Origin of the sequence: Streptomyces sp. DG1A-41 (genome assembly GCF_037055355.1) — a bacterium.
Taxonomy (GTDB): domain Bacteria; phylum Actinomycetota; class Actinomycetes; order Streptomycetales; family Streptomycetaceae; genus Streptomyces.
Genome location: NZ_CP146350.1, coordinates 8,273,524 through 8,289,990, shown reverse-complemented (window position 1 = coordinate 8,289,990; position 16,467 = coordinate 8,273,524). Strand labels below are relative to the sequence as shown.

General features: G+C 71.4%; 14 protein-coding genes. 4 read left to right on the top strand and 10 right to left on the bottom strand.

What is annotated here, in order from left to right:
* Window positions 1-32: 32 nt before the first annotated feature.
* From V8690_RS38280 to V8690_RS38255, 6 genes are all read right to left on the bottom strand, one after another.
* Window positions 33-1,820 (bottom strand): ABC transporter ATP-binding protein, encoded by a 1,788-nt coding sequence (locus V8690_RS38280; protein WP_338784617.1) that lies wholly within the window; start codon window positions 1,818-1,820, stop codon window positions 33-35.
* A 46-nt stretch (window positions 1,821-1,866) separates the two neighbouring features.
* Window positions 1,867-2,925: an iron-siderophore ABC transporter substrate-binding protein gene (locus V8690_RS38275; RefSeq protein WP_338784616.1), complete on the bottom strand. Its 1,059-nt coding sequence runs from the start codon at window positions 2,923-2,925 to the stop codon at window positions 1,867-1,869.
* Window positions 2,926-3,038: 113 nt separating this feature from the next.
* Entirely contained in the window at window positions 3,039-3,878 is an 840-nt protein-coding gene (locus V8690_RS38270; RefSeq protein ID WP_338784615.1) for an ABC transporter ATP-binding protein, read from the bottom strand.
* A gap of 38 nt (window positions 3,879-3,916) precedes the next feature.
* Window positions 3,917-4,990, bottom strand: coding sequence for an iron chelate uptake ABC transporter family permease subunit (locus V8690_RS38265; protein ID WP_338784614.1), 1,074 nt, complete (start codon window positions 4,988-4,990; stop codon window positions 3,917-3,919).
* Window positions 4,987-6,045, bottom strand: a complete 1,059-nt coding sequence (locus tag V8690_RS38260) for an iron ABC transporter permease (RefSeq protein ID WP_338785615.1) — start codon at window positions 6,043-6,045, stop codon at window positions 4,987-4,989. The genes V8690_RS38265 and V8690_RS38260 overlap by 4 nt, the downstream gene beginning before the upstream one ends.
* Window positions 6,046-6,142: 97 nt before the next feature.
* Complete coding sequence (locus V8690_RS38255; protein WP_338784613.1) at window positions 6,143-7,495, bottom strand: lysine N(6)-hydroxylase/L-ornithine N(5)-oxygenase family protein; 1,353 nt, start codon at window positions 7,493-7,495, stop codon at window positions 6,143-6,145.
* A 263-nt stretch (window positions 7,496-7,758) separates the two neighbouring features.
* Between V8690_RS38255 and V8690_RS38250 the strand changes: the two genes are divergently transcribed.
* On the top strand, window positions 7,759-8,706 hold the full coding sequence (locus V8690_RS38250; protein WP_338784612.1) for a methionyl-tRNA formyltransferase: 948 nt from the start codon (window positions 7,759-7,761) through the stop codon (window positions 8,704-8,706).
* Window positions 8,707-8,841: 135 nt separating this feature from the next.
* Complete coding sequence (locus tag V8690_RS38245) at window positions 8,842-9,153, top strand: hypothetical protein (protein ID WP_338784611.1); 312 nt, start codon at window positions 8,842-8,844, stop codon at window positions 9,151-9,153.
* Window positions 9,154-9,161: 8 nt separating this feature from the next.
* Here the strand turns inward: V8690_RS38245 and V8690_RS38240 are convergent, their stop codons facing one another.
* Both V8690_RS38240 and V8690_RS38235 read right to left on the bottom strand, forming a co-directional pair.
* Window positions 9,162-9,881 (bottom strand): response regulator, encoded by a 720-nt coding sequence (locus V8690_RS38240; RefSeq protein ID WP_338785614.1) that lies wholly within the window; start codon window positions 9,879-9,881, stop codon window positions 9,162-9,164.
* A 50-nt stretch (window positions 9,882-9,931) separates the two neighbouring features.
* Entirely contained in the window at window positions 9,932-11,560 is a 1,629-nt protein-coding gene (locus tag V8690_RS38235) for an ATP-binding protein (protein WP_338784610.1), read from the bottom strand.
* A 97-nt stretch (window positions 11,561-11,657) separates the two neighbouring features.
* Here V8690_RS38235 and V8690_RS38230 point away from each other — a divergent pair, with 97 nt between their 5' ends.
* On the top strand, window positions 11,658-12,641 hold the full coding sequence (locus V8690_RS38230; protein WP_338784609.1) for a tripartite tricarboxylate transporter substrate binding protein: 984 nt from the start codon (window positions 11,658-11,660) through the stop codon (window positions 12,639-12,641).
* A gap of 2 nt (window positions 12,642-12,643) precedes the next feature.
* Here V8690_RS38230 and V8690_RS38225 read toward each other — a convergent pair whose 3' ends face one another.
* Window positions 12,644-13,063, bottom strand: coding sequence for a hypothetical protein (locus tag V8690_RS38225; RefSeq protein ID WP_338785613.1), 420 nt, complete (start codon window positions 13,061-13,063; stop codon window positions 12,644-12,646).
* A gap of 183 nt (window positions 13,064-13,246) precedes the next feature.
* Complete coding sequence (locus V8690_RS38220; protein ID WP_338785611.1) at window positions 13,247-15,133, bottom strand: ABC transporter ATP-binding protein; 1,887 nt, start codon at window positions 15,131-15,133, stop codon at window positions 13,247-13,249.
* 339 nt (window positions 15,134-15,472) lie between these two features.
* On the opposite strand from V8690_RS38220, the gene V8690_RS38215 reads away from it, so the two are divergent.
* Window positions 15,473-16,372, top strand: a complete 900-nt coding sequence (locus V8690_RS38215; RefSeq protein WP_338785610.1) for a lysylphosphatidylglycerol synthase transmembrane domain-containing protein — start codon at window positions 15,473-15,475, stop codon at window positions 16,370-16,372.
* The last annotated feature ends 95 nt before the right edge of the window (window positions 16,373-16,467 follow it).

The window sequence follows — 16,467 nt, the reverse complement described above, 5'->3', positions numbered from 1 at the left end:
ACCAACGTAAGCGCAGCCTGACTTAGGCTTGCCTAACTGCCCTCGCGCCATGCCTGCCACAGTCGCGCGTACCGGCCGCCCAGAGTCACCAACTCGTCGTGCGTGCCCTGCTCGACGACGCGGCCCGCGTCCAGCACGGCGATCCGGTCCGCCGCCATCGCCTGGGTCAGCCGGTGCGCCACGAAAAGGGTGGTCCGGCCCGCGCACGCGGCCAGGACCGCGCGCTCCAGCTCGGCGGCGCCCTCGCTGCCGGCCTCCGCGGTGGACTCGTCGAGCACCACCACGGGCGAGCGGGCCAGCACCAGCCGCGCCAGGGCGATCTGGGCGACCTTGGTGACGTCCAGGCGCTCACCGCCCTCGCCGACCCTGGTGTTCAGCCCGTCGGGCAGCGCATCGGCCCAGGCGTCGGCGCCGACCGTGCGCAGCGCGTCCATCAGCTCGGCGTCGGTCGCCCCGGGCGCGGACAGCCGCAGGTCGTCGGCGAGCGGGCCGGAGAACACGTGCGTCTCCTGCGTCAGAATGCTGACCAACGCCCGCGCCCCGGCCTCGTCCAGACCCGCCAGGTCCGTCGCGCCGATGCGCACCGACCCGGACTCGGGCGTCCCGATGCCCGCGATCAGCGCGGCCAGGGTCGTCTTGCCCGCACCCGTCGCTCCCACCAGCGCGAGCGAAGCCCCGGCCGGAATCGTCAGATCGACGTCCTTCAGCACCGGTGCCTCGGCGCCCGGGTAACGGAACGTCAGTCCCCGCACCGTCACCGGCACCGGCTCGGCGTCCGCCGGCGCGACGGCCGGGTCCCCCACCAGCCGGCCCTCACCGGCCTCACCCAGCACGCCGACCAGCCGGGTCAGGCTCGCACCCGACTTCTGCGCCTCGTCGAAGGTGAACATGATGAGGCCCAGCGGCCCGAACAGCCGGTGGAACAGCAGCGGGGCCGCCGACACCTCGCCCAGGCTGGCGGCGTCGGCCTCCAGCAGGGCGTATCCCACCACGATGATCAGGACCAGCCCGATGAACTCGGCGCGGTTCTCCCGGCCGACGAACCGGCCGAAGAACCGGAACACCTCGATACCGAGGTCGCGCACCCGCCAGGACTCGCTGGTGACCTTCTCGCGGAAGTCGCCCTCCAGCCGGTACGCGCGGACGATGTCGATCCCGTTCAGACCGCTGATCAACGCCTGGGCACGGTCGGCCTGGGCCACCCGCTGCTTCCGGTAGAGCGGGGCGGAGCGGGGGAGGTACCAGCGCAGGGCCAGCGCGTACGCGGGCAGCGCGCAGGCGCCCGCCAGTCCGAGCCGCCAGTCCAGCCCGAACATGCCGAACGTGGCGATGGTGACCAGCACTCCGGCCGAGAACACCGTGGGGATGGCCGTACGGATGCCCTTGGAGATGACGGCCACGTCGTCGCCGACCCGGGAGAGCACGTCTCCCCGGCCGACCTGTTCGACGCGGGCGCTCGGCATGCCCAGCACCGCCCGGACGGCCCCTTCCCGCAGCCGTGCGAGCAGGTCGGCGCCCAGCCGGCCGATCAGGTAGGTCGACACCGCGGTGGCCGCCGCGCCGAGCAGCGCGGCGGCCCCGATCAACACCCCGATGGTGACCAGGATCGAGCGCGACTCCCCCTGGACCACGCCGTCGACCACGCGGCCGAGGAGCAGGACCGGGAGCACCTGGAGCGCCGCGCCGGCCACCGTGGTGAGCACGGTGGCCGCTGACAGCCACGGCGCCTCGCGGCAGTGCGCCGCGACCCATCGGGTGGCCTCGCGCCCGGTCGCCGTGTGCAGCGTCGCCGGGGCGGGGCGGGTGACGGTCGCGCTCACACCGCGACCCGGGCGGGAAGGGGACAGGGCATGGTGACCGGCATCGCTACTCGGCCACCGACTTCGCGAGCTCGTCCACGGCGTACGGCATGGACAGCAGGGTGCCCTGGGAGATGGCGGCGCCGACCGCCGGGCCCTCGCTGTCCAGCAGGTAGGACACGTTGCCCTTCTTCACGGCCTCCAGGTTGGCGAACAGCTTGAACTTCTTCAGGGCTGCCGTGTCGGCCTTGTCGTTGATCACGAAGATGCGGTCGACGTCGACCAGGTCGATGCGCTCGGGCGAGAGCTTGGTGTAGAAGCTGCCGTCCGCGACCTTGTCGATCTCGGTCTGGTACGTGAAGCCGATGCCCGTCACGAGCCGGCCGCGCACGTCGGTGGAGGTGAACGGCGCCACCGAGTTCTCGTACCAGGACAGGACGACGGCGGTCTGGTTCGCGAGTTCGGGGTGCGCCTTCTTGGCGGTGTCGAGCCTGCCCTGGATGTCCTGCACCATCTTCTCGCCCTCCTCGGCCTTGCCGAGCGCCTTGGCGATGTGCACGGCGTTGTCCTGCCAGGGGGCGCTGAACGGCTCCTTCTCGGCCTTGGTGCGGGCCACCGTCGGCGCGATCTTGGAGAGCTTGTCGTAGCCGGCCTGGTCGATCTCGGAGTAGACCGCGATGATCAAGTCCGGGCGCAGGGCGGCGATCTTCTCGTAGTTGGGGCCGGAGTCACCGTTCTTCATGATGACCTCGGGCTTGGTGTCGCCCCACTTGTCCTTCACCCAGGGCCACTGGGTGTTGATGTCGGGGCTCTGGCCGGCCGGGTTCGGGTACTGGTCGGTCATGCCGACCGGCTTGATGCCGAACGCCAGGACGGTCTGGTCGTCGGTGTAGCCGACGGTGACGACCCGCTTCGGGGCCTCGGTGACCTTCGTGGTGCCGAACGCGTGCTCCACGGTGACCGGGAAGGCGCCGGCCGCGGCGGTCGAGGTGGAGTCGCTGCCCTTGTCCGCCGAGTCCGACTCGGAGCCGCACCCCGCGAGGAGGCCGACGCCGAGCGTCGCGGCGGAGAGCAGCGCCGCGACCCGACGCCATGGCGTCCTGCGCGTCGTTCTGTGGAGGAGCATCCGTCAATCCCCTTGCTTTCCGCACTGTCCGGTCCGCCCCCGGTAAGGGCAGGCAAACCGTATCGCAAGGCAGTAAGGCAAGCCTAGCCTTACTTACGTAACTTTCTGACGAACTAGTCGAGTTGGACGTGCGTGCGACCGATCGGGACGATCAGCGGCCGGTCGCCCACCGGGTCTTCGATGACCTTGGCGTGCAGTCCGAACGCCTCGTGCAGCAGCTCGGCGGTCAGCACGTCACGGGGATGCCCCTGGGCCAGGATCGACCCCGCCCGCATCACGATGAGGTTGTCGCTGTAGCGCGCGGCCAGGTTGAGGTCGTGCAGCACCATCACCACGGTGCATCCCGACTCGTGCAGGTCGTCGACCAGATCGAGCACGTCCATCGCGTGCGCCAGGTCGAGGTAGGTGGTCGGCTCGTCCAGCAGCAGCAGATCGGTGCCCTGGGCCAGGGTCATCGAAATCCAGACGCGCTGCCGCTGGCCGCCGGACAGCGCGTCGACCGGGCGGTCGGCCAGGTCGGACACCCCGGTCATGGCCAGGGCGCGTGCCACGACGTCGGCGTCGTCCGAGGACCACTGCCGCAGCCAGCTCTGGTGCGGATGGCGGCCCCTGGCGACCAGGTCGGCCACCGTCAGGCCCTCGGGCGCGACCGGCGCCTGCGGCAGCAGGCCGAGTTTCCTCGCCACGTCCCGCGTCCTGAGCCGGGCGATGTCGTCACCGTCCAGCACGACCGTCCCCTTGGACGGCTTCAGCAGCCGGGACAGGGTCCTCAACAGGGTCGATTTTCCACAGCCGTTGGGGCCGATGATGGTGGTGATGACCCCGGGGGGTATCGCCACGTCGAGATCGTCGATGACGGTCCGGGCGCCGTATCCGACCGTGACGCCCCTGGCTGCCAGCCGTGAGGCGTGATCGGACTCGGACTCGACCCCGGTGACGGACTGAGTGACCACAAGGCCCCCTTACTTAGGCTCGCCTGACTTAGTATCAGCTATCTGCGGTTCGCCCGTACCAGCAGATAGACGAGGAAGGGGCCGCCGATCGCCGCGGTGACCACGCCGACCGGGAGACTGACGGGCAGTGCCGTGCGGGCGACCAGGTCCGAGCCGGTCAGCAGCAGCGCACCGAACAGCGCGGAGGCCACCAGGGGCGGCGTCGGGCATCTCGCCAGACGCATCGCCACCTGCGGGGCCACCAGCGCCACGAAGGGGACCGGACCGGCCGCGCTCACCGCCACGCCGGCCAGCAGCACGGCGCACAGGAGGAGGACCGCCCGCACGGCCGAGTAACGGACCCCCAGGCCCGCGGCGACGTCGTCACCGAGGTGCATCGGCTTGAACTGGAACGCGGCGCCCGCCACGACGACCAGGAGGACGAGCGTGCCCCAGACGGCCACCTGGACCTCGTCCCACGACCGGTCGTCCAGCGAGCCGACCAGCCAGGCCTGGGCCTTGGCGACGTCCCTGATGTCGGCCGAGACCAGCAGCCAGGTCGTGAGGGCCTCCATCACGGCACTCACCGAGATGCCGATGAGGATGAGCCGGAGGCCGTCGATCCCGCGCCGCCAGGCGAGGAAGTACACCAGCAGGCCCGTGCCGAGGCCGCCCAGGAGCGCCGCCGCCGACAGGCCGACGGAGTCGACGACCGCCGCGGCCGTCCCGCCCGACACCGTCACCAGGAACACCGCGACCGCGCCGGCGCCGTTGGTGATGCCCAGGACGTCCGGACTGGCCAGCGGATTGCGGGCGATGGACTGCGTGAGCGCACCGGACACCCCCAGCGCGACGCCCACGACGACCCCGGCCAGGGCCCGCGGCATCCGCAGATCCATGATCACGAACTCGTCGACCTGCTCGCCCCGGCCGACGATCGTGGCGATCACCCGGGGCAGCCCGATGGGGAAGTCCCCGACGCCGATGGACAGGCAGAACACCAGGAACGTCGCCGCCGCGAGCAGCAGCGAGACGCACACGATCCACGGCCGCCACACGAACGACACCTGGCCGAGCCGCACGCCCGGCGTCACCGACGGCTTCACGTCCGGCTTCACGTCTGTCCTGTTCATGCGTTCTTGAACTTTCCGCGCCACACCAGAGCCGCGAAGAACGGGGCGCCCAGCAGAGCGACGACGACGCCCGCGTCCAGCTCGCTCGGCCGCACCACCAGGCGGCCCGCGATGTCGCAGACCAGAAGGACGATGGCACCGAGCAGACCCGCGTACGGCACCAGCCAGCGGTAGTCGGGCCCGGTCAGATACCGGGCCACGTGGGCCACCATGAGCCCGAGGAACGCGATGGGCCCGCACGCGGCCGTCGCGGCGCCCGCCAGCAGGGTGATGGCGGTGATGCCGATGGTCCGGCTCAGCGCGATGTTCACCCCGAGCCCGCGCGCCACGTCGTCGCCCAGATTGAGCAGATTGAGGGCCGGCAGCGTGATCAGTGCCAGCACCAGTCCGGCCGCGATGAACCCGGTCACCGGCCAGATGACGCCGAACCCCACTCCGGCCACGGACCCCGCGTTCCAGAACCGCAGCGCGTTCAGCGACTTCTGGTCCGACAGCGCGACCGCCGTGGTCATCGCCGCGAGGAACACCGTGACTCCCTGCCCGGCCAGGGCGAGCGTCAACGGGTTGCCGGCACCGCGGCCGATGCTCGCAAGACCGAACACCACGACACCGGCGACCGCCGCCCCCAGGAACGCGAACCAGATGTACTGGAACGGGTCGGAGAGCCCGAACACGGCGATCACCGTCACCACGGCGAACGAGGCGCCGGAGTTCACGCCCAGCAGGCCGGTGTCGGCGATCGGGTTGCGCGTGTACCCCTGGATCAGCGCCCCGCCGACCCCCAGGGCGACGCCCGCCACGATCGCGAGCACCGTCCGGGGTACCCGCACGGTCTCCACGATGAGCCTGGTCTCGGTGAGCCGCTGGTCGGACTCCGGTGCCGCGAACAGCCCGTGCCACACCTCGCCGGGGCTCAAGGCGCGCGCACCGACGGCCAACGACACCGCCCCCGCGGCCACGAGGACCAGGGCCAGCGCGCCCAGGCCCACAACTCTCCGCCGCCGGGCCCCAGTTGTGGTCCGGGACGCGGGGCGCTGCACTGCGATCGTGCCCATGTCGACGTACGTCATCCCTTTGATCGGTGCTGCCGTGTCTGCCGGGTGGGCCCACCCGGTGAGGCGCGGCGATGTGACGGCGGAACCGGTGGGTGGACTAGCGCGCGGCGCCGGTTCCGTCGGCGACCGTCCGGGCCTCGTCGGAAGCGGACTTGCGGCCCCTGTCGAGGAGCGAGTCCAGGATCTCGCCGACCCTGATGGCGGTGTTGGACAGCAGCGACGAGGTGATGCCGTGCGTGTGCTCGGTGCCGCCCTGAAGGTAGATGCCGCAGTGCAGGCCGGGCTCCGACGCGATGCGGTAGTCGCGCTCGACGCGGACACGGCCCTCGTCGTCACGGAGACAGCGGTCGGCCACCTCGCCGAGCAGACCGACGGGGTCGGCAGGGCTGTAGCCGGTGGCGAACACCACGACGTCGGCGTCCAGGAGGGTCTCCTCGCCGGTGACGAGGGACGTGACGGTGGCACTGACCTTGTCCGGCGTCTCGGTGACACCGGTGAGCCGGGAAACGTTGAGGAAACGCAGGCGCTCGGCACCGAGGACCTTCTCCCGGTACATCTGCCGGTACAGGTCGTCGATCAGGTCGATGTCCACCACGGAGTAGTTGGTGTTGCCGTGGTAGTCCATCAGTCGGCGTTTGACGTCCTTGGGCGCGGCGAAGAACTCGTCGACGGCCTCGGGGTCGAAGATCCGGTTGGCGAAGGCGCTGTCGTCGGCGGGGCTGTAGCCGTAGCGGGAGAAGACCGCGCAGACCTCGGCCTCGGGGAAGCGGCGGTGCAGGTAGGCGACGTTCTCGGCGGCGCTCTGACCGGCACCCACGACGACGAACCGGGAGGGCGAGGTGCCCTCCAACGCGTCGATCCTCGCCAGCAGTTCGGAGTTGTGCCAGACGCGGTCGCCGCGCTCCACGCCCTTTGGCATGAGGGGGCGCAGACCGGTGCCGAGGACGAGGTTACGGGCCCGGTGGACCTCGAGGCCCTCCCCCGAACGGACCGTCACGTCCAGGTACTTGACGGCGCCGTCACGCAGGACGGGCATGACGCCGACGACCTCGTGGCCGTAGGAGACCATGCCGTCGACCTGGCCCGCGGCCCACTCGAAGTAGTCGTGGAACTCCACCCGCAGCGGGAAGAGGTTTTTGTGGTTGATGAAGTCGATCAGCCGTCCCTTGCTCTTGAGGTAGCACAGGAAGCTGTACTCGCTGGCGGGGTTCCGGAGCGTCACCAGGTCCTTGAGGAAGGACACCTGCATGGTCGCGTCGTCGATGAGCATGCCTCGGTGCCAGCCGAAGCGCGGCTGCTGCTCGAAGAAGTGAGCGCGGACCGCTTCCTCCCCGCCGACGCGTGCGTTGTGCTCGCTGAGCGCGATCGCCATGGCCACGTTGGACGGCCCGAAGCCGATGCCTATGAGGTCGTGGATCAAAGGGGCGTCGCCAGGACGAGCCTGTGCCATGTCACTCCCATCGTGCGGTGCGGCGGCCCTTCTGGGCGGACAGCCGTCGGTCGAGCATCGGGAAGTACGGACGTCGGGCACGCCGAGGAGGCACCGCCCAAAACTTAGGTAAGGCTAAGCTCATCCTGTGAAGCTGTCCATAGACAAAAGGGACGCACGAGAGCCGGCAAGTCGTCAACACATGTGCAAACAGGCCCCGTTGACCACTTAGGTAAGGCTTGCTTTACTGGCCACGGCCATTCCCTGCTTCGAGGAGGAACCCCATGCGGGTCGTCATGTTCGGTTACCAGACCTGGGGGCACCGCACCCTCCAAGCCCTCCTGGACTCCGAGCACGACGTGGTCCTGGTCGTGACGCACCCCAAGAGCGAGCACGCGTACGAGAAGATCTGGAGCGACTCGGTCGCCGACCTCGCCGAGAAGAACGGCGTGCCGGTCGTGATCCGCAACCGCCCTGACGACGACGAGCTGTTCGAGCGCCTCAAGGAGGCCGACCCGGACATCATCGTGGCCAACAACTGGCGTACGTGGATCCCCCCGCGCATCTTCGACCTGCCGCGCCACGGCACGCTGAACGTGCACGACTCACTGCTGCCGAAGTACGCCGGTTTCTCCCCGCTGATCTGGGCGCTGATCAACGGAGAACCCGAAGTGGGCGTCACCGCGCACATGATGAACGACGAACTCGACGCCGGTGACATCGTGCGGCAGGAGGCGGTGGCGGTCGGGCCGACGGACACGGCGACCGACCTGTTCCACAAAACCGTCGACCTCATCGCCCCCGTCACCATCGGCGCGCTCGACCTCATCGCCTCCGGGCAGACGGAGTTCACCCAGCAGGACCGCTCCCAGGCCAGCTTCTTCCACAAGCGGTCCATCGAGGACAGCCGCATCGACTGGACCTGGCCGGCCGAAGACCTGGAGCGCCTGGTCCGCGCCCAGTCCGAGCCGTACCCCAGCGCGTTCACCTTCCACAAGGGCAGGCGACTCGAGGTCCTGGCCGCCGTCGTGTCCGAGGGGCGGTACGGCGGTACACCCGGGCGCATCTTCTACCGCGAGGGCGAGGGTGTGGTGATCGTCGCCGGAGCCGACGCCCGCACCGGCCGCAACCACGGCCTGGCCATCACGCGCGTACGGACCGAGGACGGCCGGGAGCTGCCCGCGACGGAGTACTTCACCGCCATGGGCGGCTACCTGACCAACCAGCCCTGACCAAGGGCCGACTGTGAAACTTCTGTGCAGCGCGTGAGGCTTTAAGTTTCAACATTCCCTTTCCCGGCGGCGGCTGCGACACTTGAGCCCCATGGGGGCAGTACATGACGTCAAGTCGAACCACCGGGACGACAGTTGGCCTACCACGACACCTACCACCGGACCGCCGGCGCATTCCTGAGCCCCGTCCTCGGCTGGGTCCTGGCTCTCACCGGGGCCGTGGTGCTCCCTCTGACCGCCGCCACGGCCGCCGGCCCTGAATCGGAACGGTGGCGCGACCAGAGCCCGGGCCTGTACACGGTGGAGATCGCGGAGGAAACGGCGGAGAAGCCGGGCGCCTCGACACCGAATGACCGAGGCGGCTCCGTCGCGACGGTCTCCAGCCCGGCCCCCGCGCCTTCCCCCTTGCCGGCGCCCGACCCTCAGCAGGGCAACGGCCCGCCCTAGACAGCGGGTCACGCCCGCCAGGCGTAGCGCCGTTCGGGCCGGCCGGCGACGCCGTAGCGCAGGGACACCTCCGCGCTGCCGGTGCCGTGGAAGTACTCCAGGTAGCGGCGGGCGCTCACGCGGGACACGCCGGTCAACGCGGCGCACTCGGAGGCCGACAGGGTGCCGTCCGCCTCGCGCAGGGCCCGCTCGACGAGTTCGGCGGTCTCCACGCTCATGCCCTTGGGCAGCGCGGGGGCCGGTGCGGCAACGCCCGCTCCGGCCAGCACCCGGTCGATGTCGGCCTGGCCTCGTACCACCGCCGTGAGCAGCCGGCCCCGCTGGGCGGCGTAGCGCTCCAGGCGGGGGCGCAGATCCTCGAAGTCGAAAGGTTTCAGGAGGTAGTCGACGACGCCCTGCCGGACGGCGCCGCGGACGGTGTCGGCCTCCTGCGCGGCGCTGATGACCATGACGTCGCAGTCGTGGCCGGCCGTACGCAGCCGCGGGATGACGTCGAGGCCGAAGAGGTCGGGGAGATACAGGTCGAGCAGGACGAGGTCGGGGCGCAGTTCGTCCACGGCCTCGATCGCCTGTCCGCCGGTGTGGGCCACGCCGACGACACGGAACGGCTCGACGCGTTCGACGAACGCGCGGTGGACCCGGGCCACCATGAAGTCGTCGTCGACCACGAGGACGTCGATCGTGCCCGCCTTGTCGCGCGTGCCGGCCTTGTCGTGCGTTCCGGTCATGCCGTGCGTTCCGGTCATGCCGTGCGTTCCGGTGATGTCGTGCCTTCCGGTCATGGGGCGGCTCCTTCCGCCACCGCTTCGGGGAGGTGGCTGACGGTCATGCGTGCGGTGAACACGGCCCCGTCGGGGGTGTTGGCCACCGAGATCTCTCCCCCGTGCCGTTCGCAGACCAGCTTGGTCAGGGCCAGTCCGATGCCGCGCTCGCCCTCCCGCGCGGCCTTGGTGGTGAAGCCGTGGGAGAACACCTCGCGGGCCAGTTCGGGAGCCACGCCCGGCCCCGAGTCGCGGACCGCGATCTCCACGCTGGAGGCGTCCTGCCGCAGCGCCACCTCCACCCAGGCGTCGTCCCGGGCGTCGGCCGCGTCGACGGCGTTGTCCACCAGGTTGCCCACCACGGTCGCCACGTCGGCGGCGTCCTCCGGGGCCAGCCGCTCCAGCGCGGTGTCGTCCGAGATGCGCAGACTGACCTTCCGTTCGGCCGCGAGGGACGCCTTCGCCATCAGCAGCGCGGCCACCGCCGTGTCCCGGACGCGGCGGCTGAGGGTGACGTCCAGGGACTGGCGGCGCTGGTTCAACGCGCGGATGTAGCGCACCACTTCGTCCTGCTCGCCGATCTGGATCAGCCCGGAGATGGTGTGCAGCTGGTTGGCGAACTCGTGCGCCTGCGCCCGCAGCAGCTCCGAGGAGCTGCGGAAGGAGCCGATCTCCCGCTCCAGCCGGGCGAGTTCCGTGCGGTCGCGCAGGGTGGTGACCGAGCCCAGGAGCCGGCCGTCCTTGGTGACGGTCATCCGGTTCATCACCAGGACCCGGCCGTGGCGGACGACGACCTCGTCCCGCTTGCCGGCGGCGGTGCCGGCCAGCACGTCCCGCAGCCGTCCGTCGATGCCGAGGCCGTCCAGGCTCTGGCCGACGCAGTCCTCGGGCAGGTCGAGCAGGCGGCGGCCCATGTCGTTGACGAGGGTGAGCCGGTGCTGCGGGTCCAGGGCGATCACGCCCTCGGCGATCCCGTAGAGCATCGCCTCCCGGTGCTCGGCGAGTCCCGCGATCTCGCCCGGCTCCAGTCCGAGGGTCTGCCGCTTCACCCGCCGCGCGAGCAGCCAGGAGCCGGCCACGCCGAGCCCGCTGGCGATGCCCAGATAGGCGAGCAGGTACGAGGATGCGCCGTTGAGCCGCTGCCAGACGGTCGGATCGGCCTCGCCGATCATCACCGTGCCGAGGATGCGGCCGAGGTTCTCCTCCGTCGCCCCGAGGACGGGCACCTGGGCGGCCAGCTCGCGGTTGCCGTCCAGCGTCAGCTGCCCCGACCACCCCCGCGCCTGGTCGGTGGTCTGCCCGAGGGGCAGCCGCTCGCCGATCACCGTGGGGTTCGTGGAGCTGACGATCCGGCCGGAGGCGTCGGCCACCGTCACCGAGGTCACTCCGGACTGCGCCTGGGTCGCGAGCACGAGCGGCGCGAGGGTCTCGCCGGGCGCGGGACGCACCAGCTGGCTGCGCACCAGGGGGTTGGCGGCCAGCTGCTCGGCCAGCGCGCTCACGCGGCGCCCCTCGACGCGGTTGAAGGTGGCCTGCGACTGGGCGAGCGAGACCGCGGCGACCGCCAGCAGCACCACCACGACGATGGCGAGCTGGAGCACCAGCATCTCGCCCGCGAGCGAATGGCGACGAAAGGTGGCGACCACAATGAACTCAATCTTCAATGCCGACACAGGTGGGGCGGCTCGTGTGCCGAGTCGCACAATCATGACGCCGGCCAGGGAAAACCGGAAGTGAGGTGTCATGAGACGTCCCGCACGCGCCTTACTCGGTGCCTTCTTTGCCCTGGCCCTGCTGGCGGCCGGCGTGTGCGGTGGGTGGCCGGGCGACGGACCCGCGCGGGACCTGCGGCTCATGGTGCCCAACACCCCCGGCGGCGGCTACGACACCACGGCCCGTACCGCGGCCCGGGTCATGGAGGAGACGGGCATCGCCTCGGACGTGCAGGTGTTCAACCTGCCCGGCGCCGGCGGCACGGTGGGCCTGAAGCGCCTCGCCGACGAAAGGGGCAACGGCGATCTCGCCCTGCAGATGGGCCTCGGAGTCGTGGGCGCCGCGCACGCGGCGGGGTCGAAGGTGACCGTCACCGAGACCACCCCGATCGCACGCCTCGTCGAGGAGGCCGGCGCGATCGTCGTCCGGCAGGACTCGCCGTACCGGACGATCGGCGCGCTGGTGGACGCCTGGCGCAAGGCCCCCGGGAGCCTCGGGGTGGGCGGCGGCTCCTCCGTGGGCGGCCCCGACCATCTGCTGCCGATGCGGCTGGCGCAGACGGTCGGCATCGACCCGAGGAAGGTCGCGTACGTGCCGTACGACGGTGGGGGCGGTGAGCTGCTGCCCGCGCTGCTGGACGGCAGGGTCGACGTGGCCACCAGCGGGTTCGGCGAGTTCCTCGACCAGATCCGCGCCGGCCGGCTGCGGGTCCTGGCCGTCAGCGGCGAGCGGCCGGTCGGTGTGCTGCCGGGTGTCCCGACCCTGAAGTCCTCGGGGATCGACCTGGTCTTCGCCAACTGGCGGGGCATCGTGGCTCCGCCGGGCATCAGCGACGCCGACCGGCGGCGCTGGGTCGAGGCGCTGACGGAGCTGCACGACTCCCGCCAGTGGCGGGCCGAGCTGCGCCGGCACGGCTGGAGAGACGTGTTCGCCACCGGCCGTGCGTTCGAGTCCTACCTGGCCCGGCAGGACGAACAGGTCGCCGGTCTCGTCCGCCGGCTCGGGCGGCGGTGACGTCAGGAGGCGTTCGCGCTGGGTCCGATGCCCCGCAACTCCCGGACGGTGCCGCCGAGTTTCGCGCGGAGGGATTCGAACATCTCCGGCTTGGCGCTGACCACCCACCGCATGCCGACGAGGTACGTACCCCCGTAGACGCCGGCCGACTCCAGCCAGGTCTCCTTGAGCTTCTCCTCGGGGAAGGTGGTGATGAGGTAGTCACCCTGCTTCGTGTGGCACACGCCCTCGCGCAGCTCGTCCGCCTCGGTGCGGATCTTCACTTTGCAGCCGGTCAGGCCGGCGATCACCTCCACCTTCGCCGGCGCGACGACTCCGGCGGCGGGAGCGGCGGACCCGCTCGGCGTCGCCGTCCCGCCACGCGCGGCCGGCCGGTCGTCGTCACCGCCGCCGCAGGCGGCGACCAGAGGGAGCACGACCAGCGCGGCGGCGCGCAGCCGGCGGGCGCGGGACAGGGCCGGCGGCTGGATCGTGCGTGCGGTTGTTGCTGGGACACGTCGTTTCTCCGGATGCGAACCGTTCTGCCCTCGCGGGCGGGCAGGAGTACTCGTCAGGGATACGGATGCGCACCGGGAGCCGTTCACCCAGGCCGGGGCGTCGGCGCTCTACGCGGCCGCCCTCTCCACGACCGGGCTCTCCGTCCCGCCGAACTGGGTCCGGTACAGCTCCGCGTACCGCTCCCCCGCCGCCAGGAGTTCCTCGTGCGTGCCGCGTTCCACGATCCGGCCGGCCTCGACGACCAGGATCTGGTCGGCTGTCCGGACCGTGGAGAGCCGGTGGGCGATCACGACCGCCGTCCTGCCGTCGAGGGCTTCGGCGAGGGCCTCCTGGACGGCGGCCTCGGAGGTGTTGTCGAGGTGCGCGGTGGCCTCGTCGAGGATGACGACGCGCTGACGGGCCAGCAGCAGCCGGGCAATGGTCATGCGCTGGCGTTCCCCGCCGGACAGGCGGTAGCCGCGTTCGCCGACCACCGTGTCGAGACCGTCGGGCAGGGACCGTACGAGGTCGTCGAGGCGGGCCCGGCGCAGGGCGTCCCACAGGTCGCTCTCCGTGGCCGTGGGGCGGGCCAGGAGGAGGTTGGCGCGGACGGTGTCGTGGAAGAGGTGCCCGTCCTGGGTGACCATGCCGAGGGTCTCCCGCAGGGACCGCGCGCTCAGGTCGCGGACGTCGACGCCGCCGACGCGTACGGCGCCCTCGTCGACGTCGTACAGGCGCGGCAGCAGCCCCGCGACGGTCGACTTACCCGCGCCGGAGGAGCCGACGAGCGCCACGGTCTGCCCCGGTTCGGCGCGGAAGGAGATGCCGCGCAGGACCTCGTCGCCGCCCCGCCTGTCGAGCGTGGCGACCTCCTCCAGGGAGGCCAGGGAGACCTTGTCGGCGGCGGGGTAGCCGAAGCGGACGTCGTCGAACTCGACCGCCACGGGCCCGTCGGGCACCCGGCGCGCGTCCGGCTTCTCCCCGATGAGCGGCTGCAGGTCGAGCACCTCGAAGACCCTCTCGAAGCTGACCAGGGCGCTCATCACCTCGACCCGCGCCCCGGCGAGCGCGGTCAGCGGCGCGTACAGCCGGGTCAGGAGCAGAGCCAGCGACACGACCGCGCCGGGCTCCAGCGTGCCGCGCAGGGCGAGGGCCCCGCCGAGGCCGTAGACCAGGGCCAGGGCGAGGGCGGAGACCAGGGTGAGGGCGGTGATGAACGCGGCCTGGGCGGTCGCCGTCCGGACGCCGATGTCCGCGACCCGGCGGGCGCGTTCGGCGAACTCCGCCGACTCCTCCTCCGGGCGCCCGAAGAGCTTCACCAGGGTGGCGCCGGGTGCGGAGAAGCGCTCGGTCATGCGGGTGCCCATGGCCGCGTTGAGCGTCGCAGCCTCCCGCTGCATCCGGGCCATACGGCTGCCCATGCGCCGGGCCGGAATCACGAACACCGGCAGCAGCACCAGCGCGAGCAGGGTGATCTGCCAGGACAGCGTGAGCATCACGGCGAGCGTGAGCAGCAGCGTGACGAGGTTGCTGACCACTCCGGACAGGGTGTTGCTGAACGCGCGCTGGGCACCGATGACGTCGTTGTTGAGCCGGGAGACGAGGGCGCCCGTACGGGTGCGTGTGAAGAACGCGACCGGCATCCGCTGCACATGGTCGAAGACGGCGGTCCGCAGATCGAGGATGAGGTGCTCGCCGAGCGTCGCCGACAGCCTCCGGCCGAGGATGCCGAGGGCCGCCTCAGCCACCGCGATCAGCGCGATGAGCAGGGACAGGCGTACGACGGTGCCCTCGGTGCCGCCCGAGACGATCGCGTCGACGACACTCCCGGCCAGGACGGGGGTCGCCACGGCGAGCAGGGCGGTCCCCACGCCGAGCAGGACGAAGAGGGCGATGCGGCGCCGGTGCGGGCGGGCGAACGCGCCGATGCGGCGCAGAGTGGCGAGGGCCAAGGGGCGGCGCTCCTCCTGGGCGTTCATGACGCTGTGCAGTTGTGTCCACGCTGTGGTCTCCATACTCATGGGAAGGAACGTAGAACCTCAAGCATTCTTGAGGTCAAGGCGCTCGCGCATCGCGCCCGACATCCCGCACAATCGGGCCGAACCCCCCTCGCTCCCCGTTCCTCCGCAAAGGTCCCCGCCCCCGCCAGGGTCCCCGATCCCCCCGCAAAGGCCCCGATGACGATCTCCTCCCAGCCGCTCCCCGCACGTAAGACGCCGTCCGCACGTCCGCAACCCGCCGTTGGCGGGACGTGGGAAGCCTCAGCGGACGTGACAGCGGTACAACTCCCCGAACTCCGCCCGGGACGGCTCCCCCGTCGCGTCCCGGTCCGCCGGCTGCGCCAGATCCTGTGTCTGCTGCCGCTCCTGCTGGTCGCAGTGGTCGCGGTGCGGCACCGGTCGGTGCTCGCCGAGGGCTTCGCGCATCTGGGCAACGCCGAGTGGCCGTGGCTGCTGGCCGCGGCCGGCGTGACCTGTCTGACCTGGGTCGCCGCCGCCTGCACCCGGCAGGGCGCGGTCGTCGAGCGGCTGCCCCGACGGCGGCTGCTCGCCACGCAGTTCGCGGCGGGCGCGGCCAACCACCTGCTGCCGACCGGTCTGGGCGCGAGCGCGGTCAACCTGAGGTTCATGACGGTGTGCGGGCTGCCGCTCGCCCGCTCCTCGGCGGCCCTCGCGCTGTATCTGCTGGCGGAGAGCATCGGCCGGGTGGCCCTGCTCGGTGCCCTGCTCATCGCGTTCCCCGACGCGCTGCGGCTCGGCACGTTGGTTCCCCAGACGGCGTTCGGCCCGCTGCTGGCCGGTGCCGGAGTGGTGCTCGTCATCGCGGTGGCCGTGCCGGTCCTGGTCCGTCGGGTGCGCTCGGCCGTGGTGTCCTTCCTGCGGACGGCGCTAGGCGAGGCCCGCTCGGTGCACACCCGCCCGGCCCGGGCCCTGGCGCTGTGGGGCGGGTCCTTCGCCTTTCCCGCTCTCCAGGCGACCGTGCTGGTGCTGGTGGGCGAGGCGATGGGGCTGGACGTGCCGCCCGCGCACATGGCGGTGGCCTACCTGGCGGCGACGGTCGCCGTGGCGCTGGTGCCCACCCCGGGCGGGATCGGCTCGGTGGAGGCGGCGCTGGTCATGGCGCTGGTGGCGGCGGGCGGCCCGGCCGCGGTGGCCACGGCCGCGGTGCTGGCCTTCCGGGTCATCACGGTCTGGCTGCCGCTGCTGCCGGGCGCGCTGACGCTGGGGGCGCTGGTACGCCTGAAGGTGATCTGACCGGCCGACAGGCCCCCGAGTGCCCGGGCGCAACTCCCCCGGCTTGGCCCGTTCCCCGGTACGAAACCCCGTGCGGGATGCGGCAGGATGAACGG

Bases quoted from the DNA above. Each gene is read 5' to 3' on its own strand.
- V8690_RS38275 (WP_338784616.1), bottom strand. From the start codon at position 2,925: ATGCTCCTCCACAGAACGACGCGCAGGACGCCATGGCGTCGGGTCGCG.
- V8690_RS38265 (WP_338784614.1), bottom strand. From the start codon at position 4,990: ATGAACAGGACAGACGTGAAGCCGGACGTGAAGCCGTCGGTGACGCCG.
- V8690_RS38260 (WP_338785615.1), bottom strand. From the start codon at position 6,045: ATGGGCACGATCGCAGTGCAGCGCCCCGCGTCCCGGACCACAACTGGG.
- V8690_RS38255 (WP_338784613.1), bottom strand. From the start codon at position 7,495: ATGGCACAGGCTCGTCCTGGCGACGCCCCTTTGATCCACGACCTCATA.
- V8690_RS38250 (WP_338784612.1), top strand. From the start codon at position 7,759: ATGCGGGTCGTCATGTTCGGTTACCAGACCTGGGGGCACCGCACCCTC.
- V8690_RS38240 (WP_338785614.1), bottom strand. From the start codon at position 9,881: ATGACCGGAACGCACGACAAGGCCGGCACGCGCGACAAGGCGGGCACG.
- V8690_RS38230 (WP_338784609.1), top strand. From the start codon at position 11,658: ATGAGACGTCCCGCACGCGCCTTACTCGGTGCCTTCTTTGCCCTGGCC.
- V8690_RS38220 (WP_338785611.1), bottom strand. From the start codon at position 15,133: ATGGAGACCACAGCGTGGACACAACTGCACAGCGTCATGAACGCCCAG.